The sequence below is a fragment of the Pseudomonas sp. MPB26 genome, from assembly GCF_046605355.1.
GTDB lineage: Bacteria > Pseudomonadota > Gammaproteobacteria > Pseudomonadales > Pseudomonadaceae > Aquipseudomonas > Aquipseudomonas cedrina.
This window is the reverse complement of the sequence record NZ_CP176793.1, coordinates 618,379-642,396: the sequence shown is the minus strand read 5'-3', so window position 1 is coordinate 642,396 and position 24,018 is coordinate 618,379. Positions and strand designations below refer to the sequence as shown.

21 protein-coding genes are annotated in these 24,018 nt (G+C 62.1%); 14 read left to right on the top strand and 7 right to left on the bottom strand.

What is annotated here, in order from left to right; translation table 11 throughout:
• Positions 1–239: 239 nt before the first annotated feature.
• The 7 genes from ACLH0H_RS03035 to ACLH0H_RS03005 all read right to left on the bottom strand — a co-directional run bounded on the left by ACLH0H_RS03035 (position 240) and on the right by ACLH0H_RS03005 (position 8,497).
• Entirely contained in the window at positions 240–1,664 is a 1,425-nt protein-coding gene (locus ACLH0H_RS03035; protein WP_411380921.1) for a gamma-aminobutyraldehyde dehydrogenase, read from the bottom strand.
• A gap of 177 nt (positions 1,665–1,841) precedes the next feature.
• Entirely contained in the window at positions 1,842–2,651 is an 810-nt protein-coding gene (locus ACLH0H_RS03030; protein WP_076951444.1) for an ABC transporter permease, read from the bottom strand.
• A complete protein-coding gene (locus ACLH0H_RS03025) occupies positions 2,641–3,570 on the bottom strand; it encodes an ABC transporter permease (RefSeq protein ID WP_411380920.1) in 930 nt (309 codons plus the stop codon). Before ACLH0H_RS03025 ends, ACLH0H_RS03030 begins: the two co-directional genes overlap by 11 nt.
• Position 3,571: 1 nt before the next feature.
• A complete protein-coding gene (locus tag ACLH0H_RS03020; protein WP_411380919.1) occupies positions 3,572–4,606 on the bottom strand; it encodes an ABC transporter ATP-binding protein in 1,035 nt (344 codons plus the stop codon).
• Between the two features lie 164 nt (positions 4,607–4,770).
• Positions 4,771–5,922: a putative ABC transporter substrate-binding protein YdcS gene (gene ydcS, locus ACLH0H_RS03015; protein ID WP_411380918.1), complete on the bottom strand. Its 1,152-nt coding sequence runs from the start codon at positions 5,920–5,922 to the stop codon at positions 4,771–4,773.
• Between the two features lie 71 nt (positions 5,923–5,993).
• Positions 5,994–7,451 (bottom strand): gamma-aminobutyraldehyde dehydrogenase, encoded by a 1,458-nt coding sequence (locus ACLH0H_RS03010; RefSeq protein ID WP_411380917.1) that lies wholly within the window; start codon positions 7,449–7,451, stop codon positions 5,994–5,996.
• A gap of 134 nt (positions 7,452–7,585) precedes the next feature.
• On the bottom strand, positions 7,586–8,497 hold the full coding sequence (locus tag ACLH0H_RS03005; RefSeq protein ID WP_411380916.1) for a LysR family transcriptional regulator: 912 nt from the start codon (positions 8,495–8,497) through the stop codon (positions 7,586–7,588).
• Between the two features lie 168 nt (positions 8,498–8,665).
• On the opposite strand from ACLH0H_RS03005, the gene ACLH0H_RS03000 reads away from it, so the two are divergent.
• From ACLH0H_RS03000 to ACLH0H_RS02935, 14 genes are all read left to right on the top strand, one after another.
• Positions 8,666–9,370, top strand: a complete 705-nt coding sequence (locus ACLH0H_RS03000; RefSeq protein WP_411380915.1) for a tellurite resistance TerB family protein — start codon at positions 8,666–8,668, stop codon at positions 9,368–9,370.
• 218 nt (positions 9,371–9,588) lie between these two features.
• Positions 9,589–11,211, top strand: a complete 1,623-nt coding sequence (locus ACLH0H_RS02995) for a methyl-accepting chemotaxis protein (RefSeq protein ID WP_411380914.1) — start codon at positions 9,589–9,591, stop codon at positions 11,209–11,211.
• Positions 11,211–11,723, top strand: coding sequence for a chemotaxis protein CheW (locus ACLH0H_RS02990; protein WP_411380913.1), 513 nt, complete (start codon positions 11,211–11,213; stop codon positions 11,721–11,723). The genes ACLH0H_RS02995 and ACLH0H_RS02990 overlap by 1 nt, the downstream gene beginning before the upstream one ends.
• On the top strand, positions 11,720–12,997 hold the full coding sequence (locus tag ACLH0H_RS02985; RefSeq protein WP_411380912.1) for a CheR family methyltransferase: 1,278 nt from the start codon (positions 11,720–11,722) through the stop codon (positions 12,995–12,997). The genes ACLH0H_RS02990 and ACLH0H_RS02985 overlap by 4 nt, the downstream gene beginning before the upstream one ends.
• Complete coding sequence (locus ACLH0H_RS02980; RefSeq protein WP_411380911.1) at positions 12,994–13,695, top strand: chemotaxis protein CheW; 702 nt, start codon at positions 12,994–12,996, stop codon at positions 13,693–13,695. Before ACLH0H_RS02985 ends, ACLH0H_RS02980 begins: the two co-directional genes overlap by 4 nt.
• Complete coding sequence (locus ACLH0H_RS02975) at positions 13,692–15,983, top strand: hybrid sensor histidine kinase/response regulator (RefSeq protein WP_411380910.1); 2,292 nt, start codon at positions 13,692–13,694, stop codon at positions 15,981–15,983. Before ACLH0H_RS02980 ends, ACLH0H_RS02975 begins: the two co-directional genes overlap by 4 nt.
• Entirely contained in the window at positions 15,980–16,990 is a 1,011-nt protein-coding gene (locus tag ACLH0H_RS02970) for a chemotaxis response regulator protein-glutamate methylesterase (protein WP_411380909.1), read from the top strand. Before ACLH0H_RS02975 ends, ACLH0H_RS02970 begins: the two co-directional genes overlap by 4 nt.
• Before the next feature lie 51 nt (positions 16,991–17,041).
• Complete coding sequence (locus ACLH0H_RS02965; protein ID WP_411380908.1) at positions 17,042–18,043, top strand: diguanylate cyclase; 1,002 nt, start codon at positions 17,042–17,044, stop codon at positions 18,041–18,043.
• A gap of 33 nt (positions 18,044–18,076) precedes the next feature.
• Entirely contained in the window at positions 18,077–18,460 is a 384-nt protein-coding gene (locus tag ACLH0H_RS02960; RefSeq protein WP_411382494.1) for a hypothetical protein, read from the top strand.
• A protein-coding gene (gene prfB / locus ACLH0H_RS02955; protein ID WP_130926011.1) for a peptide chain release factor 2 occupies positions 18,386–19,481 on the top strand; the annotation gives its coding sequence in 2 pieces (ribosomal slippage) (positions 18,386–18,457 and positions 18,459–19,481; 1,095 coding nt in all). The genes ACLH0H_RS02960 and prfB overlap by 75 nt, the downstream gene beginning before the upstream one ends.
• A 62-nt stretch (positions 19,482–19,543) precedes the next feature.
• Positions 19,544–21,046, top strand: coding sequence for a lysine--tRNA ligase (gene lysS / locus ACLH0H_RS02950; RefSeq protein ID WP_411380907.1), 1,503 nt, complete (start codon positions 19,544–19,546; stop codon positions 21,044–21,046).
• Positions 21,047–21,222: 176 nt separating this feature from the next.
• Positions 21,223–21,939, top strand: coding sequence for a TetR/AcrR family transcriptional regulator (locus tag ACLH0H_RS02945; RefSeq protein WP_076955101.1), 717 nt, complete (start codon positions 21,223–21,225; stop codon positions 21,937–21,939).
• Positions 21,940–22,067: 128 nt separating this feature from the next.
• Positions 22,068–22,616, top strand: coding sequence for a hypothetical protein (locus ACLH0H_RS02940; protein ID WP_411380906.1), 549 nt, complete (start codon positions 22,068–22,070; stop codon positions 22,614–22,616).
• A 20-nt stretch (positions 22,617–22,636) separates the two neighbouring features.
• Complete coding sequence (locus tag ACLH0H_RS02935; protein WP_169375571.1) at positions 22,637–23,914, top strand: flavohemoglobin expression-modulating QEGLA motif protein; 1,278 nt, start codon at positions 22,637–22,639, stop codon at positions 23,912–23,914.
• Positions 23,915–24,018 lie beyond the last annotated feature (104 nt).

Below are 24,018 nucleotides of genomic sequence, written 5' to 3'. Positions count from 1 at the left end.
TGACGTAGGAAAATTGATTGATAGCGGGGTGATGGCAGTGCAAATGCGACAAGACATTTCCGGCACGAGCTTCCTGGCGACGCAGGTCAAATGTGGGAGCGGGCTTGCTCGCGAATGCGTTGATCGTTCCCACGCTCCGCGTGGGAATGCCGCCTGGGATGCTCCGCGTCCCGCCGGACAGCGGGTGACGCAGAGCGTCACGGGATGCATTCCCACGCAGAGCGTGGGAATGATCAGGGTCAGTGCTTGAACATCACATGGCGTACGGTGGTGTAGTCCTCCAGCCCATACATGGACATATCCTTGCCATAGCCGGACAGTTTCTGACCGCCATGAGGCATTTCACTGACCAGCATGAAGTGGGTATTCACCCAGGTGCAGCCGTACTGCAGGCGGGCGGCCAGGCGATGGGCGCGTCCTACATCGGCGGTCCACACCGACGAGGCCAGGCCGTAGTCCGAATCGTTGGCCCAGGCCAGCACCTGCGCTTCATCGGTGAACTTGGTCACCGACACCACTGGCCCGAACACCTCGCGGCGCACGATCTCGTCGTCCTGTTGGGCGTCGGCCAGCACCGTCGGCTCAAAGAAGAAACCGTTGCCTTCCACCGCCTTGCCACCGGTGACCAGACGGATGTGCGACTGCGCCACCGCACGCTCGACGAACCCGACGACACGGTCGCGATGTTGTGCGGTAATCAATGGGCCCAACTCGGTGGCCGGATCATCCTGCAAACCGTATTTGATGCTGGCGACCGCCGCGCCGAGCTTCTCGACAAAGGCATCGTAGATGTCCGCCTGGGCATAAATGCGGCACGCCGCGGTGCAATCCTGGCCGGCGTTGTAGAAGCCGAAGGTTCGAATGCCTTCCACGGCGGCGTCGATATCCGCGTCATTGAAGATGATCACCGGCGCCTTGCCGCCCAGCTCCATGTGCATGCGCTTAACGCTGTCGGCGGTGTTTGCGATGATATTCGCGCCCGTGGCGATGGAGCCGGTCAGCGACACCATGCGCACTTTGGGGTGAGTCACCAGCGGGCTACCGACGGTCGGCCCACGGCCGAATACCAGGTTGAGCACACCGGCAGGGAAGATATCAGCGGCCAGTTCGACCATGCGCAGGGCGGTCAGCGGGGTTTGTTCCGACGGCTTGAGCACCACGGTATTACCGGCGGCGAGGGCCGGGGCGATTTTCCAGGCGACCATCATCAAGGGGTAGTTCCACGGCGCGATGGAGGCAACCACGCCCACCGGGTCGCGGCGGATCATCGAGGTGTGCCCGGGCAGGTATTCGCCCGCCGCCGAACCGCTCATGCAACGGCTGGCGCCGGCAAAGAAGCGGAACACGTCGGCAATCGCCGGGATTTCGTCGTTCAGCGCGGCGCTGTAGGGCTTGCCGCAGTTGTCCGATTCCAGCTTGGCCAGCTCTTCGCCGTGGGCTTCGATTGCGTCAGCCAGTTTCAGCAGCAACAGCGAGCGGTCCTTGGGCGCGGTTTGCGACCAGCTGTCGAAGGCCGCGTCGGCGGCGCGCACGGCGGCGTCGACCTGCGCTTCACTGGCTTCGTTGATTTCCACCAGCACACGGCCCAGCGCCGGGTTGAATACGGCCTGGGCCGGGCCTTCGCCTTGTACCAGTTGGCCGTTGATCAGCAATTTGGTTTGCATGGTTCAATCCTCCTCAAATGACGGTTTTCTCTCTGAAGAAACACGATTCAACTGTGGGAGCTGGCTTGCCTGCGATAGCGGTGTATCAGCCAGCCAATTCATCAACTGACCCACCACAATCGCAGGCAAGCCAGCTCCCACATTGACCGTGTTTCTCCCGAAGCACGTTGTTGTGGTTTATTTACCGCCACTACCCGCCACGCTTTCACCGCCGCGGGTCAGGTAATAGGCCCCGAGAATCGGGAACATCGTCACCAGCATCACCAGCATCGCCACCACATTGGTTACCGGCACATCGCGCGGGCGGCTCAGTTGGTTGAGCAGCCACAGCGGCAAGGTGCGTTCGTGGCCGGCGGTGAAGGTGGTGACGATGATTTCGTCGAACGACAGCGCAAAGGCAAGCATGCCCCCCGCCAGCAAGGCCGAGCCCAGATTGGGCATGATGATGTAGCGAAAGGTCTGCCAACCGTCGGCGCCCAGGTCCATCGAGGCCTCGATCAGGCTGTGCGAGGTACGGCGCAACCGCGCGATGACGTTGTTGTAGACGATCACCACGCAAAAGGTCGCGTGGCCGACGATGATGGTGAACATCCCCGGCTCGATGCCCAGCGTCTTGAACGTCGCCAGCAGTGCGATGCCGGTGATGATCCCCGGCAATGCAATCGGCAGGATCAGCATCAGCGACACACCCTGCTTGCCGAAAAACTCACGGCGATACAACGCCGCCGACGCGAGGGTGCCAAGCACCATGGCGATCAGGGTGGCGATGGCAGCAATTTGCAAGGACAGCTTGATCGACTCCAGCACATCCGGCCGCGCGAAGGCCACGCTGAACCACTTCAGAGTAAAGCCCTGGGGCGGAAAGCTGAACGCGGCTTCCTCGGTATTGAAGGCGTAGAGGAAGATGATCAGGATCGGGAAGTGCAAAAACACCAGGCCGCCCCAGGCTGCGATCTTCAAGCCCAGTGATGATTTGTCAGAGTGCATCGAAGGCCCCCAGGCGTTTGACGATGGACAGGTAAACCGCGATCAGCACGATGGGCACCAGGGTAAACGCCGCGGCCATGGGCATATTGCCGATGGCGCCTTGCTGCGCGTAGACCATGCCGCCGACGAAATAACCCGGCGGGCCCACCAACTGCGGCACGATGAAATCGCCCAGGGTCAGCGAGAACGTGAAGATGGAACCGGCGGCAATCCCCGGCACCGACAGCGGCAGAATCACCTGCATGAAGGTCTGGCGCGGTTTGGCGCCCAAGTCAGCGGACGCTTGCAGCAACGATGGCGGCAAACGCTCGAGCGACGCCTGGATCGGCAGGATCATGAACGGCAGCCAGATATACACAAACACCATGAACCGCCCCAAGTGAGAGGTGCTCAAGGTGCTGCCGCCCACGCCGGGAATGCCCAGCACGAACTGCAACACCGGCTCCAGTCCCAGGTGCTGCACAAACCACTGCGCCACGCCGCCCTTGGCCAGCAGCAGCGTCCAGGCATAAGCCTTGACGATATAGCTGGCCCACATCGGCATCATCACGGCGATGTAGAAGAACGCTTTGGTCTTGCCCGTGGTGTAGCGCGCCATGTAGTAGGCAATCGGGAACGCGACCACCGCGCTGGCGATCGACACTACGATCGCCATGCTCAGGGTGCGCAGGATGATGTCGAAGTTCGACGGCTGGAACAGCGCGGCGAAGTTGGCCAGGGTCAGGTCCGGCGTGACGGCCATGGTAAAGTCGTCGAAGGTATAAAGGCCTTGCCACAGCAGGGTCAGCAGGGACCCCAGGTAGATCGCGCCGAACCAGATCAACGGCGGTATCAGCAGCATCGCCAGGTACAGGTTGGGCTTGCGGTACAGCAGGTTGGAAAACCTGCGCATCGTCGGTTGGGAAACGGCCAGGCTCATGTCACACCTCGCCTGTGCTGTCGGTCAGCGGCGTCATGGCTTCCCGCGCCCAGCGGGCGGTGGCGGACTGGCCGAGCTGATGGCCGCTGCTGATATCCAGCCACTGGTTATTGGCCTGGCTGATATTCAACGCCTGGCCGTTTTCCAGTTTCAGTTCATAGCGCGTAGCGCTGCCCTGGTACTGGATGTCATGCAGCAGGCCGCTGACTTCCACTTCGCCGGCGCCCAGCGGGCCCTCGGCAAAACGCACATGTTCCGGACGAATCGAGAACGACTGCGCACTGCCGCCGAGGCGCTGGGCCAGCTCGCCGCGAATCACGTTGGAGGTGCCGACGAATTCGGCGACAAAGGCAGTGGCCGGCTTCATATACAGGTTGCGCGGGGTGTCGACCTGTTCGATGCGGCCCTTGTTGAATACCGCCACGCGGTCAGACATCGACAGCGCTTCGGTCTGGTCATGGGTCACGAAAATAAACGTGATGCCCAGCTGGCGTTGCAGCTTTTTCAGCTCGCTCTGCATCTGTTCGCGCAGCTTGAGGTCGAGCGCGCCCAGCGGCTCATCCAGCAGCAGCACGCGCGGGCGATTGACCAATGCGCGGGCCAGGGCGACGCGCTGGCGCTGGCCGCCGGAAAGCTGCACCGGCTTGCGCTCGCCATAACCGCCAAGCGCCACCATGGCCAATGCCTCCTCGGCACGCGTGAGGCGCTCGGCCTTGCCCACGCCCTTGACCTTGAGGCCATAGGCCACGTTGTCGCGCACATTCATGTGGGGGAACAGCGCGTAATCCTGGAACACTGTGTTCACATCGCGCTGATACGGCGGCAAGCCGGCAGCTTCCTCGCCGTGGATACGAATCGAGCCCGCGCTCGGCTGCTCGAACCCGGCAATCAGGCGCAGGCAAGTGGTTTTGCCGGAACCGGAAGGACCGAGCATGGAAAAGAACTCGCCGTCCTGGATATCGATGGAAACCCGGTCGACGGCTTTCACTTCGCCGAACTGACGGGAAACGTGGGTGAATTGGACTGCAAGCGTCATGGTGCGGTGCTCCGAAAAAAGCATGGGCCGTCGCAGCGGCCCGGTTAAGGATCGTTCCCACGCTCCGCGTGGGAATGCCTCATGTGACGCTCTGCGTCACGACTTTAAAAGCGGACGCGGAGCGTCCAGGGCTGCGTTCCCACGCGGAGCGTGGGAACGATCAGTCAGCGCCCGCCCATGATCGCAATGTAATCCTGGGTCCAGCGGCTGTACGGCACGAACTTGCCGCCCTCAGCCTGCGGGGTTTTCCAGAAAGCGATCTTCTCGAACTGGTCGAACCCGTTGGTCTTGCAGCCTTCGGCGCCGAGCAGTTCGCTTTCCTTGCAGGCGGCAGGCACGGCCGGCAGCGAGCCGAACCAGGCGGCGACATCGCCCTGGACCTTGGGTTGCAGCGACCAGTCCATCCACTTGTAGGCGCAGTTCGGGTGCTTGGCTTCGGTATGCAGCATGGTGGTGTCGGCCCAGCCGGTGGCGCCTTCTTTCGGGATGGTCGAGGTAATCGGCTGCTTCTCGTTCTGCAGGCCGTTGACCTGGTATGGCCAGGCGCTGGAGGCCACCACGCCTTCGTTCTTGAAGTCACTCATTTGCACAGTGGTGTCGTGCCAGTAACGGTGGATCAGCGGTTGCTGGGCGCGCAACAGTTCGAGCACGGCCTTGTACTGGGTTTCGGTCAGTTCGTAAGGGCTCTGAATGCCCAGCTCGGGTTTGGTCGACTTGAGGTACAACGCCGCATCGGCGATGTAGATCGGGCCGTCGTAGGCCTGCACGCGGCCTTTGTTGGGCTTGCCGTCCGGCAGGTTTTGCGCGTCGAACAACACGCTCCAACTGGTGGGCGCGGTCTTGAACACGTTGGTGTTGTACATCAATACGTTCGGGCCCCATTGGTACGGGGTGCCGTAGGTTTGCTGGCCGACCACGTACCAGGGAGCATCCTTGAGACGCGGGTCGATGTTCTTCCAGTTGGGAATCAGCGCGGTATTGATCGGTTGCACGCGTTTGCCGACGATCAAACGCAGCGATGCATCGCCCGACGCGGTGACCAGGTCGTACCCACCCTTGGCCATCAGGCTGACCATTTCGTCAGAGGTTGCTGCGGTTTTCACATTGACCTTGCAGCCGGTTTCTTTTTCGAAACCGCTGACCCAGTCGTAGGCTTTGTCGCTTTCGCCACGTTCGATATAGCCGGGCCAGGCGACGATATCCAGCTGGCCCTCACCGGCGCCTAGCGCCTTGAGCGGTTCGGCGGCTTGAAGGCTGGCGCTGGCCAGCAGCGCGGTGGTCAAGGCACTGAGCAGTGCGGTCTTATGCGCGGACATGGGGTTCCCTCTTCTTTAATTATGGTCGGGGCAGTGTGTGCAACCAGTGATGCATGAGCTTAGTTGTTGTTTTAAAGATGCTGGCCGTGGCGCGCCATGATGTGGCGCACCACGCTGTAGTCCTGTAGTGAATCGCTGGACAGATCTTTGCCATACCCCGAGCGTTTCAAGCCGCCATGGGGCATTTCGCTGACCAGCATGAAATGGCTGTTGATCCAGGTGCAGCCGTATTGCAAGCGCGCCGCCACCTGCATCGCCTTGTCCAGGTTCTGGGTCCACACCGAGGAGGCCAGACCGTATTCGGAGTCGTTGGCCCAGTCCACTGCCTGTTCCAGCGTGTCGAAGCGGGTCACGGTGACCACCGGGCCAAACACTTCGCGCTGCACGATTTCATCATTTTGTTTACAGCCGGCGAGTAGGGTGGGTTGGTAATAGAAGCCCGCGCCGGAATGCACGGCGGCGCCGGTGATGCGTTCGATGTGCGGTTGGCCGAGGGCGCGTTCGACAAAGCTGGCCACACGGTCGCGCTGGCGCGTGCTGATCAGCGGGCCCAGTTCATTGTCGGCGTCGCGTTTACCGGCAAACCGCAGGCTGCTGACCGCCGCGCCCAGTTCGGCAACCAGCTTGTCGTGGATGCCGGCCTGGGCGTAGATGCGGCATGCGGCGGTGCAGTCCTGGCCTGCGTTGTAGTAACCATAGGCGCGCACGCCCTCGACCACGGCTGCCAGATCGGCGTCGTCGCACACGATCACCGGGGCTTTGCCGCCCAGTTCCAGGTGCGTGCGCTTGAGGGTTTTGGAGGCGGCCTGCAGGATTTTCTGCCCCGTGACGATATCGCCGGTCAGCGAAACCATGCGCACCTTGGGGTGGCTGACCAGATGGCTGCCGACGCCTTCGCCGCCGCCACACACAATGTTGATCACGCCGCGCGGCAGTAACTGGTTGAGCACGGGAGCCAGGGCGAGGACCGACAGCGGCGTGTGTTCCGACGGCTTGAACACCAACGTATTACCGGCGGCCAGGGCCGGGGCGATCTTCCAGGCGGCCATCATCAGCGGGTAATTCCACGGCGCAATCGAAGCCACGACCCCAATGGGGTCGCGGCGCACCATGCTGGTGTAGCCCGGCAGGTACTCGCCGCTCAGTTGCCCGGTCTGGCAGCGCACGGCCCCGGCGAAAAAGCGGAACACATCGACGGTGGCGCTCAAGTCGTCCTGGCGCGCCAGGTGCAACGGCTTGCCGCAGTTCAGCGATTCCAGGCGGGCCAGGTAGTCGGCTTGTTTCTCGATGGCGTCGGCGATGCCCAGCAGGGTATTGGAGCGTTGCTGCGGTGTGGTGCGCGACCAGCCGGCAAAGGCGCGGTGGGCGGCAAGGATCGCGGCCTCCACTTGCTCGGTGCTGGCTTCGGCGATCTGGGTGAGCACTTCGCCGGTGGCCGGGTTGAGAATCGGCTCGACGAAGCCCTGGCCCTGGACCAGTTCGCCGTCAATCAGCAACGCAGTGAGCAGCGGGGTGGGCGCGCCGGACATTTTTCGCGATCTCTTTTCTTGTGGGGCCATGAGCGTTCTCTTACAAGTCACCCCGACCTTTCTCTTATGGATGTAGAGAGACTAGAGGCCAGACGCGAGGTCAACAAATACTAAATACTGAAAGCAGCATTCGATTAAATAGATGGCTTGCGTGGGTGCGGTTGTTCACGGGCGACGGTGAGGAATGGATCCACCAGCGCCGGACGTGACGTGCCCCGACGCCACGCCAGGCCGATGTCGAGGGTCTGGCTGAGGTCGGCAATCGGCCGCGCTTCGATGATGTCGCCCTCCAGCGACCAGGGCCGGTAGGTCATGTCCGGCTGGATCGACACGCCAAGGCCCGCCGCCACCAGGCTGCGCACCGCTTCGGTGGAGGCGGTGCGCAGGGTTACGCGCGGTTGCAGGCCTGCACCGGTCCACATGCGCTGGGCGTTGTGGCCCATTTCGTCGACGTTCAATTGAATCAACGGCTCGCGCGCCACATCGGCCAGGTTGATGCTGTCGTGTTCCAGCAACGGATGTTGCGCCGGAAGCCACAAGCGGTGCGGCGAATGAGTGAGGACTTCGGTCTGCAGCGCGTGGCGGTCTTCCAGGTTGGAAAGGATCAGCACGCCCACGTCGATTTCGCCGCTGACCAGCAGATGCTCGATATACGGGCGTTCATCCTCCATCACGCGGATTTCGACGTTGGGGTAGGCGCGCTGGAAGCGCGTCAGCAGGTCTGCGAGGTAATAGCCGGCGACCAGGCTGGTCACGCCGATGATCAACTGGCCGGCGACTTGGTCGGTGCTCTGTTGCAAGCTGCGCTTGGCGTTGTCGACGGTGGCGAGAATCAGGTGCGCCTGGCGCAGGAATTGATGGCCCTGGTGCGTGAGGGTCATGCCCTTGGCATGGCGGTTGAACAGGTTGACGCCGATTTCCTGTTCCAACTGCTGGATCGCCAGGGTCAGGGTGGACTGGGAAATGAAGGCGGTTTGCGCGGCGGCGGAGATCGAACCCGTTTCGGCCACGGCAATAAAGTGCCTGATTTGACGCAAGGTCATCATGCTGGAATCACCAGTGGGGTGTTTTTATAGATGTGCTGGAGTGTATATCGATTTAAGCGAGGGGTAGCCGCGTTACATCTGGAAGCACTCTAGATAAGGCCTTTTTGGCACTTAGTTTTACGCTGGCGGCCTATTGGTCCTATGAACCCAAGTGTCTGGAGGCTGCGAATGAATACCCGTGTATTGCTCGATCAGTTGCTCAAGTCCGGTCAGGACATGTTGCAAAACAAGGCTGGCGGCCAACGTAAGCAGGACGACAAAGGCGCACTGGGCGGTCTGCTCGGCGGTGCAGGCCTGGGCAGTTTGCTCGGTGGCGCGGGCGGTGGCGCCCTGGCGGCTGGCGCCATGGGCTTGCTGATGGGCAATAAAAAAGCGCGCAAATTTGGCGGCAAGGCCCTGACTTACGGCGGTCTGGCGGCCTTGGGCGTCATCGCCTACAAAGCCTACGGCAATTGGCAGGCGCAGCAGGCCAGCGCGCCTCAGGGCGAGCCGCAGACCATTGACCGCCTGCCGCCGGCCCAGGTCGAGCAGCATAGCCAGGGCATCCTCAAGGCGCTGGTCGCCGCAGCCAAAGCCGACGGCCATGTAGATGAGCGCGAGCGCGCGCTGATCGAAGGCGAATTCACCAAGCTGGATAACGACCGTGAGCTGCAAAGCTGGCTGCACGCCGAGCTGAACAAACCCCTGGACCCCGCCGACGTCGCGCGGGCCGCGGGCACGCCTGAAATGGCCGCCGAGATGTACATCGCCAGCGTGATGCTGGTGGATGAGGAAAACTTCATGGAGAAGGCCTACCTGGACGAACTGGCCCGCCAGCTGAAACTCGAACCAGGCTTGAAGGCTGAATTGGAAAAACAAGTGCGGCTAAGCTAATAAATACCGGCTGCAAGTCGATAAAAATGTGGGAGCGGGCTTGCTCGCGAAAGCGGTGGATCAGTGACTGCAACGTTGACTGACCCGCCACATTCGCGAGCAAGCCCGCTCCCACATTTGTTTTGCATGAACGTTATTGACGCGCGAAACCATTGATTTAATACGGCCAATGCTCGGCTATACTCCCCCGCATTTGATCGGCACTTCGAGGAAACACTGTGAAGAATTGGACCTTGCGCCAACGGATTCTGGCGAGCTTTGCGGTCATTATCGCGATCATGCTGCTGATGGTCGTGGTGTCCTACTCACGGTTGCTGCAGATTGAAACCAGCCAGGAATCGGTGCGCGACGACGCGGTGCCGGGGGTTTATCTCAGTTCGATGATCCGCAGCGCGTGGGTCGACAGCTACCTCGAAACCATCGATATCATTGGCCTGCGGGACGACAAAGCGTTCACCAATGCCGACAGGGCGGACTACAAGTCCTTCGAGGCGCGTATCGAACAGCAGATGGCCAATTACGAAAAAACCGTTCATAGCCAGGCCGACCGCATGGAGTTCGACAACTTCAAGGCCGCGCATATCAACTACAACAAGGTTTTGGCCCAAGTGCTGGAACGCGTGGAAGCCAAGGACCTGGCGGGGGCGAACGTGCTGCTCGAGGAGCAGTTGACGCCGATCTGGACCGAAGGGCGCATGAAGCTCAACGACATCATCACTGAAAACAAGAATGTGTCTGATCGCGCCACGGCGGCGATCGACGAGTCAGTCCTGTCGGCCAAGATCAGCATGGCCGTGTCGCTGGTTATCGCCATCCTCGCCGCCGGCCTGTGCGGGCTGCTGCTGATGCGCGCGATCATGTCGCCGATGCAGCGCATCGTCGATATCCTCGAAACCATGCGCGATGGCGACCTGAGCAAGCGCTTGAACCTGGAGCGCAAGGACGAATTCAACGCGGTGGAAACCGGCTTCAACGACATGATGACTGAGCTTACGGCCCTGGTGTCCCAGGCGCAGCGCTCGTCGGTGCAGGTGACGACCTCGGTGACCGAGATTGCCGCCACCTCCAAGCAGCAACAGGCGACCGCGACAGAAACGGCCGCGACCACCACCGAGATCGGCGCCACGTCCCGCGAAATCGCGGCCACTTCCAAGGACCTGGTGCGCACCATGACCGAGGTCTCCACCGCCGCCGACCAGGCGTCGGTCGCCGCCGGTTCCGGCCAGCAAGGCCTGGCGCGCATGGAAGAGACCATGCACTCGGTGATGGGCGCCGCCGACCTGGTCAACGCCAAGCTGGCGATCCTCAATGAGAAGGCCGGCAACATCAACCAGGTGGTGGTCACCATCGTCAAGGTTGCCGACCAGACCAACCTGCTGTCGCTCAACGCCGCTATCGAGGCCGAGAAGGCCGGTGAATACGGCCGCGGTTTTGCCGTGGTTGCCACCGAAGTACGCCGCCTCGCCGACCAGACCGCGGTGGCGACCTACGATATCGAGCAGATGGTGCGTGAAATCCAGTCGGCCGTCTCCGCCGGTGTGATGGGTATGGACAAGTTTTCCGAAGAAGTGCGGCGCGGCATGTTTGAAGTGCAGCAAGTCGGCGAGCAACTGTCACAGATCATCCATCAGGTCCAAGCCTTGGCGCCGCGGGTGTTGATGGTCAACGAAGGCATGCAGGCCCAGGCCACCGGCGCCGAGCAGATCAACCACGCGCTGGTGCAACTGGGCGATGCCAGCAGCCAGACGGTGGAGTCCCTGCGCCAGGCCAGCTTTGCCATCGATGAACTGAGCCAGGTTGCGGTCGGTCTGCGCAGCGGCGTGTCGCGTTTCAAAGTCTGATGAGCGACCTCGCGGCTAAACGCGGCGCCGTCCCGGCAGCGAAAAAAGCGTTGTTCCTGGTGTTTAACATCGGCAGCGAGCGTTATGCCCTCAAGGCCACCGAAGTGGCCGAGGTGCTGCCGCGCCTGCCTTTGAAGCCGATCGCCCATGCGCCGGCATGGGTGGCGGGCATCTTCGCCCATCGCGGTGCGTTGGTGCCGGTGATCGACCTCAGCATCCTGGCCTTCGGCAAACCGGCCCAGGCCCGTACCAGCACGCGCCTGGTATTGGTCAATTACCAGCCGCAGCCTTGGGCCCAGGCACGCTGGCTGGGACTGATCCTGGAACAAGCCACCGACACCCTGCGGTGCGACCTTGGCGAGTTCAAGCCCTATGGCCTGGACAACCGCGAGGCGCCTTACTTGGGGCCGGTGCGTGAGGACGCCCTGGGCTTGATGCAGTGGATCGGCGTCAATGAATTGCTCACCGATGACGTGCGCACCGTGCTGTTTTCCGCCGAGCTGAGCGTATGAGCGACGACCCGCGTTTCTTTGCTTTCCTCAAAGAGCGTATCGGCCTGGACGTCGCGTCGGTCGGCGAAGCAATCATCGAGCGCGCGGTGCGCCAGCGCACTCAGGCGGTCAATGCGCAAACGCCCGGCGAATATTGGCAACACCTGCAAAGTTCCGAGCATGAACAGCAGGCACTGATCGAAGCGGTGATCGTCCCCGAAACCTGGTTTTTCCGTTACCCCGAATCCTTTGCGACCCTGGCCCGCCTGGCTATCGCGCGCCTGGCCGAGATCAAGCAGATGCGCGCGCTGCGCATCCTCAGTTTGCCGTGCTCCACGGGGGAGGAGCCCTATTCGATTGCCATGGCGCTGCTGGATGCGGGCCTGGCGCCGCACCAGTTCAAGGTGCTGGGCCTGGATGTCAGCCCGTTGTCAGTGGAGCGCGCGCGACGCGGGGTGTATGGCCGTAACTCGTTTCGCGGCGGTGACCTGGCTTTTCGCGACCGGCATTTCATCGAGTATGGCGACGGCTACCACATCGCCGACCGCGTGCGCGAACAAGTGCGCCTGCAAGTCGGCAACCTGCTCGACCCGGCGCTGCTGGCCAATGAGGCGAGCTATGACTTTGTGTTCTGCCGCAACCTGCTGATCTACTTCGACCAGCCGACCCAACAGCAGGTGTTCGAGGTGCTCAAGGGCCTGACGCATATGGACGGCGTGCTGTTTATCGGCCCGGCCGAGGGGGGGCTGCTGGGGCGCCATGGCATGCGTTCGATTGGGGTGCCGCAGTCCTTTGCGTTCAGTCGGCAGGCCGAGCCGGTCAAGCCGGAACCACGGCCGGTGTTCATGTCCATGTCGGTGCCGATCCCGGCGCCTATGCCTCAGCGCAGCGCGGCATCGATTCCGATCAGGCCGCGGCCGTTCAGCACGATCAGCGCCCCGATACTGCCGGCCAAAGCGCCGCACTCCGACGCGGCCGACCTGCTCAGCCGCATCGCCACCCTGGCCAACGAAGGCAAAAGCTTTGATGCCCGCGCTGCTTGCGAGCATTATCTGAACCACCACCCGCCGGCCGCCCAGGTGTTTTACTGGCTGGGGCTGCTCAGCGACGTGGCCGGCAATGCCCTGGAAGCCCAGGGCTATTATCGAAAAGCCTTGTACCTGGACCCTCAGCACCCGCAGGCCTTGATGCACCTGGCCGCATTGCTTGAGGCCCAGGGCGACAATGCGGGGGCGCGTCGCTTGCAGGCGCGGGCCGCCCGTAGCGAGCGAGCTGACAGTGAGTCCAAACGATGAATAACACCGAGGCGCTCGACACCGCAGGCCTGGACTTGACCCTGGCCGATGCCCAAGCCATCGACGACTGCTGGAACCGCATCGGTATCCATGGCGACAAGTCCTGCCCGCTGCTGGCTGACCATATCCATTGCCGCAACTGCTCGGTGTACTCGGCAGCCGCCACGCGCTTGCTCGACCGTTACGCCTTGCAGCAGGACGCCCATCGCCCGCACGCCGCCATGGAGCGGGGCGAGGACGTGATCACGCGCTCCCTGCTGATGTTTCGTCTCGGCGAAGAATGGCTGGGCATTGCCACCCGATGCCTGGTGGAAGTGGCGCCGCTGCAACCGATTCATTCCCTGCCGCACCAGCGCTCCCGCGCCTTGCTGGGCGTGGCGAATGTGCGTGGCGCGCTGGTGGCGTGCCTGTCGCTGGTGGACCTGCTGGGGCTGGACGACACGACCCGTGGCGCCAGCGGTGGGCGCATAATGCCGCGCATGCTTATCATCGCCGCGCAGAATGGCCCGGTGGTGGTGCCGGTGGATGAAGTCGACGGTATCCATGCCATCGATGAGCGCATCTTGAAGGCGGCATCCGCCTCGGGCACCCAGGCCAGCGGGCGCTTCACCCAGGGCGTGTTGCAGTGGAAAGGCCGCAGCCTGCGGTGGCTGGACGAGGCGCAATTGCTGACCGCCGTGACCCGGAGCCTCACATGACCCCCGACCAGATGCGCGATGCCTCGCTGCTGGAACTGTTCAGCCTGGAAGCCGATGCGCAGACCCAGGTACTGAGCGCGGGCCTGCTGGCCCTGGAGCGCAACCCGACCCAGGCCGACCAGCTGGAGGCGTGCATGCGCGCGGCGCACTCGCTCAAGGGCGCCGCGCGCATTGTCGGGGTAGACGCCGGGGTCAGCGTGTCCCATGTCATGGAGGATTGCCTGGTCAGCGCCCAGGAAAGCCGCCTGCGCCTGCAACCCGAACACATCGACGCGTTGCTGCAGGGCACCGACCTGCTGATGCGCATCGCCACGCCGGGCAATGACGTGGGGCCTGCGGATATCCAAGCTTATGTCGCATTGATGGAGCGCCTGCTGGACCCGTCACAGGCACCGATCAAAGCGCCGCCGACGCCGACGCCGACGCCGCCGACTGAACCGGCCCCCGCGCCCGTCGTTGAAGAGCCGCCACCGGAACCCGAACCCGCGCCGCCGGTTGCCGCCGAGCCGCCACGCCAGGGCAAACGCCTGACAGAAGGCGGCGAGCGCGTCCTGCGGGTGACCGCCGAGCGCTTGAACAGCCTGCTGGACCTGTCGAGCAAATCCCTGGTGGAAACCCAGCGGCTCAAGCCTTACCTGGCCAGCCTGCAGCGCCTCAAGCGCATTCAGAACCAGAGCATACGGGCGATGGAGGCCCTGGATGGGCAACTCAAGACCCAGCCTCTGAGCCTTGAAGCCCAGGAAGCCCTGGCGGACACTCGCCGCCTGCTCAGCGAGGCCCAGACCTTGCTGGCGGAAAAAACCGCCGAGCTGGACGAGTTCGGCTGGCAGGCCGGGCAGCGCGCCCAAGTGCTCTACGACACCGCGCTGGCCTGCCGCATGCGTCCGTTTGCCGATGTGCTGGCTGGCCAAGCCCGCATGGTGCGCGACCTCGGCCGCAGCCTGGGCAAGCAGGTGCGCCTGGAAATCGAGGGTGAAAAGACTCAGGTCGACCGCGATGTACTGGAAAAACTCGAAGCGCCGCTCACCCACCTGTTGCGCAATGCCGTCGACCACGGCATCGAAATGCCTGAGCAACGTTTGTTGGCGGGCAAGCCGGCCGAGGGCCTGATCCGCCTGCGCGCGTCTCACCAGGCCGGTTTGCTGGTGCTGGAGTTGAGCGATGACGGCAATGGCGTCGACCTGGAGCGCCTGCGCGGCACCATCGTCGACCGGCATCTGTCACCGCTTGAAACCGCGCTGCGCTTGAGCGAAGAAGAGTTGCTGACGTTCCTGTTCCTGCCGGGTTTCAGCCTGCGCGACAAGGTCACTGAAGTGTCAGGACGCGGGGTGGGCCTGGATGCCGTGCAGCATATGGTCCGCCAGTTGCGTGGTGCCGTGGTGCTGGAGCAGACAGCGGGGCAGGGCAGCCGTTTCCACCTCGAAGTGCCGCTGACCCTGTCGGTAGTACGCAGCCTGGTAGTGGAGGTCGGCGAAGAAGCCTACGCGTTTCCGCTGGCCCATATCGAGCGCATGTGCGACCTGGCGCCGGACGATATCGTGCAATTGGAAGGCCGCCAGCATTTCTGGCACGAAGGCCGGCATGTAGGACTCGTCGCCGCCAGTCAACTGTTGCAGCGTCCGGCAGGGCAGGGTCAGTCCGAAACGCTCAAAGTGGTGGTGATCCGCGAGCGCGATGCGGTGTACGGGATTGCCGTGGAACGCTTTGTCGGCGAGCGTACGCTGGTGGTGCTGCCGCTGGATGATCGCCTGGGCAAGGTCCAGGATATCTCCGCCGGCGCCCTGCTGGATGACGGCTCGGTGGTGTTGATCGTCGACGTGGAGGACATGTTGCGCTCGGTGGATAAACTGCTCAATACCGGCCGACTGGAACGGATTGCCCGGCGCAACCAACAAACCACCGAGGCGCCGCGCAAGCGGGTGCTGGTGGTCGACGACTCGCTGACCGTGCGTGAGCTGCAGCGCAAATTATTGCTTAATCGTGGTTACGAAGTGGCCGTGGCGGTCGATGGCATGGACGGCTGGAACGCCTTGCGTTCCGAAGACTTTGACCTGTTGATCACAGATATTGATATGCCTCGTATGGACGGTATTGAATTGGTCACACTCTTGCGCCGTGACAGTCGCCTGCAATCGTTGCCGGTGATGGTGGTGTCCTACAAGGATCGCGAAGAAGACCGACGTCGGGGACTGGACGCCGGCGCCGACTATTATTTGGCCAAAGCCAGTTTTCATGATGATGCCCTGCTGGACGCCGTGGTGGAACTGATCGGAGGCGCGCGGGCATGAAGATTGCAATCGTCAATGACATGCCCCTGGCGGTGGAAGCCTTGCGTCGCGCCTTGAGCTTCGAGCCCGCGCACCAGGTGGTGTGGGTAGCCAGCAATGGCCTGGAAGCGGTGCAGCGCTGCGCCGAACTAACCCCGGACCTGATCCTGATGGACCTGATCATGCCGGTGATGGACGGCGTTGAAGCCACTCGGCGGATCATGGCCGAGACCCCGTGCGCGATCGTCATTGTGACGGTCGACCGCCAGGCCAATGTCAGCCGCGTGTTCGAGGCCATGGGCCACGGCGCCCTGGATGTGGTGGACACGCCGCCCCTGGGCGTCGGCAACCCCAAGGACGCTGCTGCGCCGCTGCTGCGCAAGATCCTCAATATCGGCTGGTTGATCGGCCAGCGCGGCAGCCGTGTGCGGGCTGAAAGCGTTGCGCCGCGTATCACCGGCAAACGCCAGAGCCTGGTGGCCATCGGCTCCTCGGCCGGTGGCCCGGCTGCGCTGGAAGTCCTGCTCAAGGGGTTGCCCCGGAACTTTGCGGCCGCCATTGTGCTGGTGCAGCATGTGGACCAGGTGTTCGCCGCCGGCATGGCCGAGTGGCTGAGCAGCGCCTCCGGCCTGCCGGTGCGCCTGGCCCGCGAAGGCGAGCCACCGCAAAGTGGCGTGGTGCTGCTGGCCGGCACCAACCATCACATTCGTCTATTGAAGAATGGCACGCTAGCCTATACCGCAGAGCCGGTGAACGAGATCTACCGGCCTTCGATCGATGTTTTTTTCGAAAGCGTGGCCAGCCACTGGAATGGCGATGCCGTCGGCGTTCTGTTGACCGGCATGGGGCGCGACGGGGCCCAGGGCCTCAAGTTACTGCGTGAACAAGGTTATTTGACCATCGCCCAGGATCAGCAAAGCTCGGCGGTGTATGGCATGCCCAAAGCGGCGGCGGCTATTGATGCCGCTGTTGAAATTCGCCCACTGGACAGGATTGCGCCCCGATTGCTGGAGGTGTTTGCAATATGATCACTCCCCTGCGCAGTGCTGGCCAGCAGGAAGTAATTCAGGTGACTGCACATGAATGATTTACAGATCGACGACATCAAGACCGACGAAAACGCCGCCATGGTGTTGCTGGTCGACGACCAGGCCATGATCGGTGAAGCCGTGCGGCGTGGCCTGGCCCATGAAGAAAACATCGACTTTCATTTCTGCGCCGACCCGCACCAGGCGATTGCCCAGGCGATCCGCATCAAGCCGACCGTTATCCTGCAAGACCTGGTGATGCCTGGTCTTGACGGCCTGACCCTGGTGCGCGAATACCGCAACCACCCGGCGACCGCGAATATCCCGATTATCGTGCTGTCGACCAAGGAAGACCCGCTGATCAAGAGCGCGGCGTTCTCGGCCGGGGCCAATGATTACCTGGTCAAGCTGCCGGACAACATCGAACTGGTGGCGCGTATTCGCTATCACTCGCGCTCCTACATGACCTTGCTGCAACGGGATGCGGCTTATCGCGCGTTGCGCGTCAGCCAGCAGCAACTGCTGGACACCAATCTTGTGCTGCAACGGCTGATGAACTCCGACGGGCTTACCGGGCTGTCGAACCGTCGTCACTTCGATGAGTACCTGGAGCTGGAATGGCGCCGTGCCATGCGCGACCAGACCCAGCTGTCGCTGCTGATGATCGACGTGGACTTCTTCAAGACCTACAACGACAGCTTTGGCCACGTCGAGGGTGACGAAGCCTTGCGCAAAGTCGCCAACACCATCCGTGAAGCCAGCAGCCGTCCTTCCGACCTGCCGGCGCGTTATGGCGGCGAAGAGTTTGCCCTGGTGCTGCCCAACACCTCGCCAGGTGGCGCGCGGCTGGTGGCCGAGAAACTGCGCATGGCGGTGGCGGCACTGAAAATCCCGCACATCGCCCCCGCCGAGGGCGCAAGCCTGACCATCAGCATCGGCCTGTCGACGATGACCCCGGTGCAGGGCACCGATTGCCGGAAGTTGATCATGGCGGCGGACAAGGGGTTGTATACGGCCAAGCATAATGGGCGCAATCAAGTCGGGATCGAGTAATCCAGACAACGCGGATCTCATGTGGGAGCTGGCTTGCCTGCGATAGCGGTCTGTAGTGAGCGGGCTTGTCCCGCGCTGGGTGGCGAAGCCGCCCCAAACCAGGCGACCTGGTTTTATCTGGAACTGCGCGGTGTCTTTATTGGGGCTGCTTCGCAGCCCAGCGCGGGCGGTGCGACGATTCGACAAGCCCGCTCACTACACACCGTCTTCGAGCAAGCCCGCTCCCACATTGGATATTCATCGGTCATCAAACTCGCCTTTTCGCCAAGCGGGCTGCCGTTTGACCCCATTTGCCGTTATACTCGCCGGCTTTCAAAAGTTCGCCAACGAGTGCTGCCCGCCATGGAAATCAACCCGATCCTTAACACCATCAAGGACCTGTCCGAGCGCTCCGAAACTATTCGGGGGTATCTTTGACTACGATCAAAAGCATGAGCGTCTGACCGAAGTCAATCGCGAGCTTGAAGATCCCGCTGTCTGGAACAAACCTGAATACGCCCAGGAACTGGGCCGCGAGCGCGCTGCGCTGGCGCAGATCGTCGACACCCTCGATGAACTGAACACCGGTCTGGCCGATTGCCGTGACCTGCTGGACATGGCCGTCGAAGAAGACGACGAAGGCGCAGTGGGCGATGTCGTCGCCGAGCTGGCCCGTCTCGAGGAGAACCTCGCCAAGCTCGAATTCCGCCGCATGTTCAGCCACGAAATGGACCCGAACAACGCCTACCTGGACATCCAGGCCGGTTCCGGCGGCACCGAGGCCCAGGACTGGGCCAACATCCTGCTGCGCATGTACCTGCGCTGGGCGGACAAACGCGGTTTCGAAGCGACCATCATGGAACTGTCCGCCGGTGAAGTCGCCGGTATCAAGGGCGCGACCGTGCATATCAAGGGCGAATACGCCTTTGGCTGGCTGCGCACCGAGATCGGCGTGCACCGCCTGGTGCGCAAGAGCCCGTTCGACTCCGGCAACCGTCGCCACACCTCGTTCTGCGCGGTTTTCGTCTCGCCAGAGATCGACGACAAGGTGGAAATCGAGATCAACCCGGCCGATCTGCGCATCGACACCTACCGCTCCTCCGGCGCCGGTGGTCAGCACGTCAACACCACCGACTCGGCCGTACGTATTACCCACGTACCGACCAACACCGTGGTCAGTTGCCAGAACGAACGTTCCCAGCACGCGAACAAGGACACCGCCATGAAAATGCTGCGGGCCAAGTTGTACGAGCAGGAAATGCAGAAGCGCAACGCCGCTTCCCAGGCGCTGGAAGACACCAAGTCGGATATCGGCTGGGGCCACCAGATCCGTTCTTATGTGCTCGATGCGTCGCGGATCAAGGATCTGCGCACCAACATCGAACGCAGTGACTGCGACAAGGTACTCGACGGCGATATCGACGAATACCTGGAAGCCAGCCTGAAATCGGGGCTGTAAAGACTGTAGGCGATCCCCGGCCACAGGCCGGGGACAACGAACCTGATGGAAAATCAAAAGACATGAGCGACCAACAACTCGATCCGCAAGCCCTGCAACAGGAAGAAAACTCCCTGATCGCCCTGCGCAAGGAAAAGCTTGCTGCCGAGCGCGCCAAGGGCAATGCCTTCCCCAATGACTTCCGCCGCGAAAACTACTGCGAGGCCTTGCAGACTCAATACGCGGACAAGACCAAGGAAGAACTGGCAGAGGCTGCGATCCCGGTCAAGGTGGCAGGTCGCATCATGCTCAACCGTGGCTCGTTCATGGTAATCCAGGACATGACCGGGCGTATCCAGGTCTACGTCAACCGCAAGACCCTTTCCGAAGAAACCCTGGCCGCGGTGAAAACCTGGGACATGGGCGACATCATCGCAGCCGAAGGCACCCTGGCGCGTTCCGGCAAGGGCGACCTGTACGTTGAAATGACCCACGTGCGCCTGCTGACCAAGTCGCTGCGTCCGCTGCCGGACAAGCACCATGGGCTGACCGACACCGAGCAACGCTACCGCCAGCGCTACGTTGACTTGATCGTCAACGAAGACGTGCGCAAGACCTTCCGCGTGCGTTCGCAGGTCATCGCCCACATCCGCAGCTTCCTGATGCAGCGTGACTTCCTGGAAGTGGAAACCCCGATGCTGCAAACCATTCCTGGTGGCGCTGCGGCCAAGCCGTTCGAAACTCACCACAACGCGCTGGATCTGCCAATGTTCCTGCGTATCGCGCCGGAGCTGTACCTCAAGCGCCTCGTGGTCGGCGGCTTCGAGAAGGTATTCGAGATCAACCGCAACTTCCGTAACGAAGGTGTCTCGACCCGCCACAACCCGGAATTCACCATGTTGGAGTTCTACCAGGCCTACGCCGACTACGAAGACAACATGGACCTGACCGAAGAACTGTTCCGCGAGCTGGCGCAGTTGGTATTGGGCAGCACCGACGTGCCGTACGGCGACAAGGTGTTCCACTTCGGCGAGCCGTTCGTGCGCCTGTCGGTGTTCGATTCGATCCTCAAGTACAACCCCGAGCTGACCGCCGACGACCTGAACGACATCGACAAGGCCCGTGCCATCGCCAAGAAATCCGGGGCCAAGGTGCTCGGCTTCGAAGGCCTGGGCAAACTGCAGGTGATGATTTTCGAGGAGTTGGTGGAGCACAAGCTGGAACAGCCGCACTTCATTACCCAGTACCCGTTCGAGGTGTCGCCGCTGGCCCGTCGCAACGATGACAACCCGAACGTCACCGACCGTTTCGAGCTGTTCATCGGCGGCCGCGAAATCGCCAACGCCTACTCCGAGCTTAACGACGCGGAAGATCAGGCCGAGCGCTTCATGGCCCAGGTGGCCGACAAGGACGCCGGCGACGACGAGGCCATGCACTACGACGCTGACTTCGTCCGCGCCCTGGAATACGGCATGCCGCCAACGGCCGGTGAAGGCATCGGCATCGACCGCCTGGTGATGTTGTTGACCGACTCGCCGTCGATCCGCGATGTGATCCTGTTCCCGCACATGCGGCCCCAAGCGTAACCGTAGCGAAATTCAGAGCCGCCTTTTATAAGGCGGCTTTTTTATGCGGCGTTTATAAGCGTCAAGCAAACAGCGCCAGGTTATCGTTCCCACGCTCTGCGCGGGATGATCGTTCCCACGCTCTGCGTGGGAATGCATACCGTGACGCTCCGCGTCACCCAATAAGGAAGTCTGTCGTGAACCGCGTAACCGCACAAGAAGGCGCCGCCGGCATTGCCGCTGCCGTGGCTGAAAGCGTCCAGTACCAGGGCCGCAAGGCCAGCCGTCGCGGCAGCGAACAACGCAGGCAGGACATTCTCGACGCAGCCATGCGTATCGTGGTGCGCGACGGCGTACGGGCCGTGCGCCATCGGGCGGTGGCGGCGGAAGCGGGGGTGCCGCTGTCGGCCACCACCTACTATTTCAAGGATATCGATGACTTGCTTACCGATACCTTTGCCCAATACGTCGAACGCAGCGCCGCCTTCATGGGCAAGCTCTGGGTGCGTAACGAAGGCCTGCTGCGCGAAATGGTCGCGTACGGCGACGGCAGCCCGGCATCGCGCTCGCAACTGGCCGATGACATCGCAAGGCTGACCGCCGATTATGTCTTACGCCAACTGACCAACCGCCGAGAACACCTGATGGCCGAGCAGGCCTTTCGCCAGGAGGCATTGCTCAACCCGCGCCTTGCCGAATTGGTGCGTTCCCATCAGCAGATCCTGTTGCAGGGCACCGGGCAGTTTTTCCAGGTATTGGGCTCGCGCGAACCGCAACAGGATGCCAAAGTGTTGACGGCGATAATCAGTCGGATGGAATATCAGGGCCTGTTGGGCGGCGCAGAGCCCCTGACCGGCGAAGAGATGCTTGAGATTCTCAAGCGTTACATGCATTTGGTGTTGGCCTCGGTCTAGCCAGGCCTGTGGGCGATCTGCTTTATGTGGGAGCTGGCTTGCCTGCGATAGCATCACCTCGGTGTACCTGAAGTATCGAGGTGCCTGTATCGCAGGCAAGCCAGCGCCCACATCTGACGGGGTATTACATGAAAACCTGGCGCCTTGCGGTAATCGCCTTGTCGTTCCTACTGCTCAGCGGTTGCCTGGTCACCTTCAAGAACCCGCTGCCCGCGCGCGAAGCGGCGCCGCATGAGCTGCTGGGCCAATGGGCCAGCAAGAACGCCTGGGGCGAGCCGCTCAATCTGCACATCACCCGCGCCGGCGAACACCGTTATAAAGCTGTGAGCTACCCTACAGCCAAACCGGGCCAGCGCGACGAGTACCTGTTTACGGTTTCGCGCCATGGCAATCGCTGGTACCTGTCGGCGCCGTTGCCGGCCAAACTGGGTGGGCATTTCATCCTGGCCGGCTTTGAGATCAACGAAAAGCACGAATTGGTGGTCTACAACCTCGACCTCGACCAGATCCACCAGGCCATCGGCCAACAGGCGCTGCATGGCAGCACCGTGGAAACCGCCGAAGGCGATGGGGTGTTGGTCGACACCGACATGGACCAGGTGTTTGCCTACCTGGATGACCCGGCCAACGCCGATGTATTCGTGGAAGCCGTGCGCTACCGGCGCGCGGGCCAATAACGTTCAAGAGGAAGCACCGGGTGGACGATTACCAGCAGACGATACGCACCTTGTCCGATCGCATTGTGCTGGCGCAAACACCGATACGCGTCCTCGACGCCGTGAAGTGGGACGACAACATTCGCCAGGGATTCCTCAAGGCCAAGGGCAAGGAAATGCCCGCAGTCGATCGTGATTACTATCTGAACCGGCCATTGTCGTTCGACTCCAGTGCGGTGAAGCTGGAATTCCAGAACATCGAGCGCGATATCACCCGCCGCCTTGGCCAGTTCAGCCCGGTGGGGCAGATCATGCGCCGTATGTGCAAGGAATACCGCATGGTGGTGCGCATGCTTGAAGCGCGCGGCACCGAGGATTTCGGCCTGATTTCCCAGGAGTTGTACGGTGCCGCCTCCGATGCCTTCCACGCCGGCGACCCGACCCTGGCTGACTTGGGCCTGATGTTGTCCGACTACCTGAACAATATTGACGGCCGTGGCGACCTCAAGGACGAAGCCAAGACCCTCACCGCCAAGGACGCCGTGGCCCTGCTGCAAACCCGCCTGAACAAAGTGTTTGGCGAAGCCGAAGAGACGATCCGCGTGTTCGAGTCCGACGGTATCGTCGCCGACGCCGCGGCGGGCGCCGACTACATCAAGATCCGCGCCGACGCGATGTTCAACGACCGCGATGTGCGCGCCCTGGAAGTGCATGAAGGCCTGGTGCATGTCGGCACCACGCTCAATGGCCAGAACCAGCCGATCTGCACTTTCCTGTCCAAGGGCCCACCATCGTCTACCGTGACCCAGGAAGGCCTGGCGATCCTGATGGAGATCATCACCTTCGCCTCCTACCCAAGCCGCCTGCGCAAACTGACCAACCGCACCCGCGCCATCCACATGGTGGAAGAGGGCGCCGACTTCCTCCAGGTGTTCGAGTTCTTCCGCGAGCAAGGCTTTGAAATGGCCGAAAGCTATGGCAACGCCAGCCGCGTATTCCGTGGTTCGGTGCCCAACGGTCTGCCGTTTACCAAGGACTTGTCCTACCTCAAGGGCTTCATCATGGTCTACAACTACATCCAGCTCGCCGTGCGCAAAGGCAAGCTGGAACAAGTGCCGCTGCTGTTCTGTGGCAAGACTACGCTGGAAGACATGCGTACCCTGCGCCAGCTGGTCGATGAAGGCCTGGTGGTACCGCCCAAATACCTGCCGGAGCAGTTCCGCGACATGAACGCGCTGGCGGCCTGGATGTGTTTCTCCAACTTCCTCAACCACTTGAGCCTGGATCGGATCGAGGCGGATTACTCGAATATCCTTTAAGCACCGCTAACCCCTGTAGGAGCGAGCTTGCTCGCGAAGAACTCCAGGACACCGCGCTCATCCTGAATGTACGCGTCATCGTCGACGTTCTTCGCGAGCAAGCT

Excerpts from the sequence above, each read along its gene's own strand:
- ACLH0H_RS03035 (WP_411380921.1), bottom strand. The coding sequence starts at position 1,664 with ATGCAAACCAAATTGCTGATCAACGGCCAACTGGTACAAGGCGAAGGC.
- ACLH0H_RS03030 (WP_076951444.1), bottom strand. The coding sequence starts at position 2,651 with ATGCACTCTGACAAATCATCACTGGGCTTGAAGATCGCAGCCTGGGGC.
- ACLH0H_RS03025 (WP_411380920.1), bottom strand. The coding sequence starts at position 3,570 with ATGAGCCTGGCCGTTTCCCAACCGACGATGCGCAGGTTTTCCAACCTG.
- ACLH0H_RS03020 (WP_411380919.1), bottom strand. The coding sequence starts at position 4,606 with ATGACGCTTGCAGTCCAATTCACCCACGTTTCCCGTCAGTTCGGCGAA.
- ydcS (WP_411380918.1), bottom strand. The coding sequence starts at position 5,922 with ATGTCCGCGCATAAGACCGCACTGCTCAGTGCCTTGACCACCGCGCTG.
- ACLH0H_RS03010 (WP_411380917.1), bottom strand. The coding sequence starts at position 7,451 with ATGTCCGGCGCGCCCACCCCGCTGCTCACTGCGTTGCTGATTGACGGC.
- ACLH0H_RS03005 (WP_411380916.1), bottom strand. The coding sequence starts at position 8,497 with ATGATGACCTTGCGTCAAATCAGGCACTTTATTGCCGTGGCCGAAACG.
- ACLH0H_RS03000 (WP_411380915.1), top strand. The coding sequence starts at position 8,666 with ATGAATACCCGTGTATTGCTCGATCAGTTGCTCAAGTCCGGTCAGGAC.
- ACLH0H_RS02990 (WP_411380913.1), top strand. The coding sequence starts at position 11,211 with ATGAGCGACCTCGCGGCTAAACGCGGCGCCGTCCCGGCAGCGAAAAAA.
- ACLH0H_RS02985 (WP_411380912.1), top strand. The coding sequence starts at position 11,720 with ATGAGCGACGACCCGCGTTTCTTTGCTTTCCTCAAAGAGCGTATCGGC.
- ACLH0H_RS02980 (WP_411380911.1), top strand. The coding sequence starts at position 12,994 with ATGAATAACACCGAGGCGCTCGACACCGCAGGCCTGGACTTGACCCTG.
- ACLH0H_RS02975 (WP_411380910.1), top strand. The coding sequence starts at position 13,692 with ATGACCCCCGACCAGATGCGCGATGCCTCGCTGCTGGAACTGTTCAGC.
- ACLH0H_RS02970 (WP_411380909.1), top strand. The coding sequence starts at position 15,980 with ATGAAGATTGCAATCGTCAATGACATGCCCCTGGCGGTGGAAGCCTTG.
- ACLH0H_RS02965 (WP_411380908.1), top strand. The coding sequence starts at position 17,042 with ATGAATGATTTACAGATCGACGACATCAAGACCGACGAAAACGCCGCC.
- lysS (WP_411380907.1), top strand. The coding sequence starts at position 19,544 with ATGAGCGACCAACAACTCGATCCGCAAGCCCTGCAACAGGAAGAAAAC.
- ACLH0H_RS02940 (WP_411380906.1), top strand. The coding sequence starts at position 22,068 with ATGAAAACCTGGCGCCTTGCGGTAATCGCCTTGTCGTTCCTACTGCTC.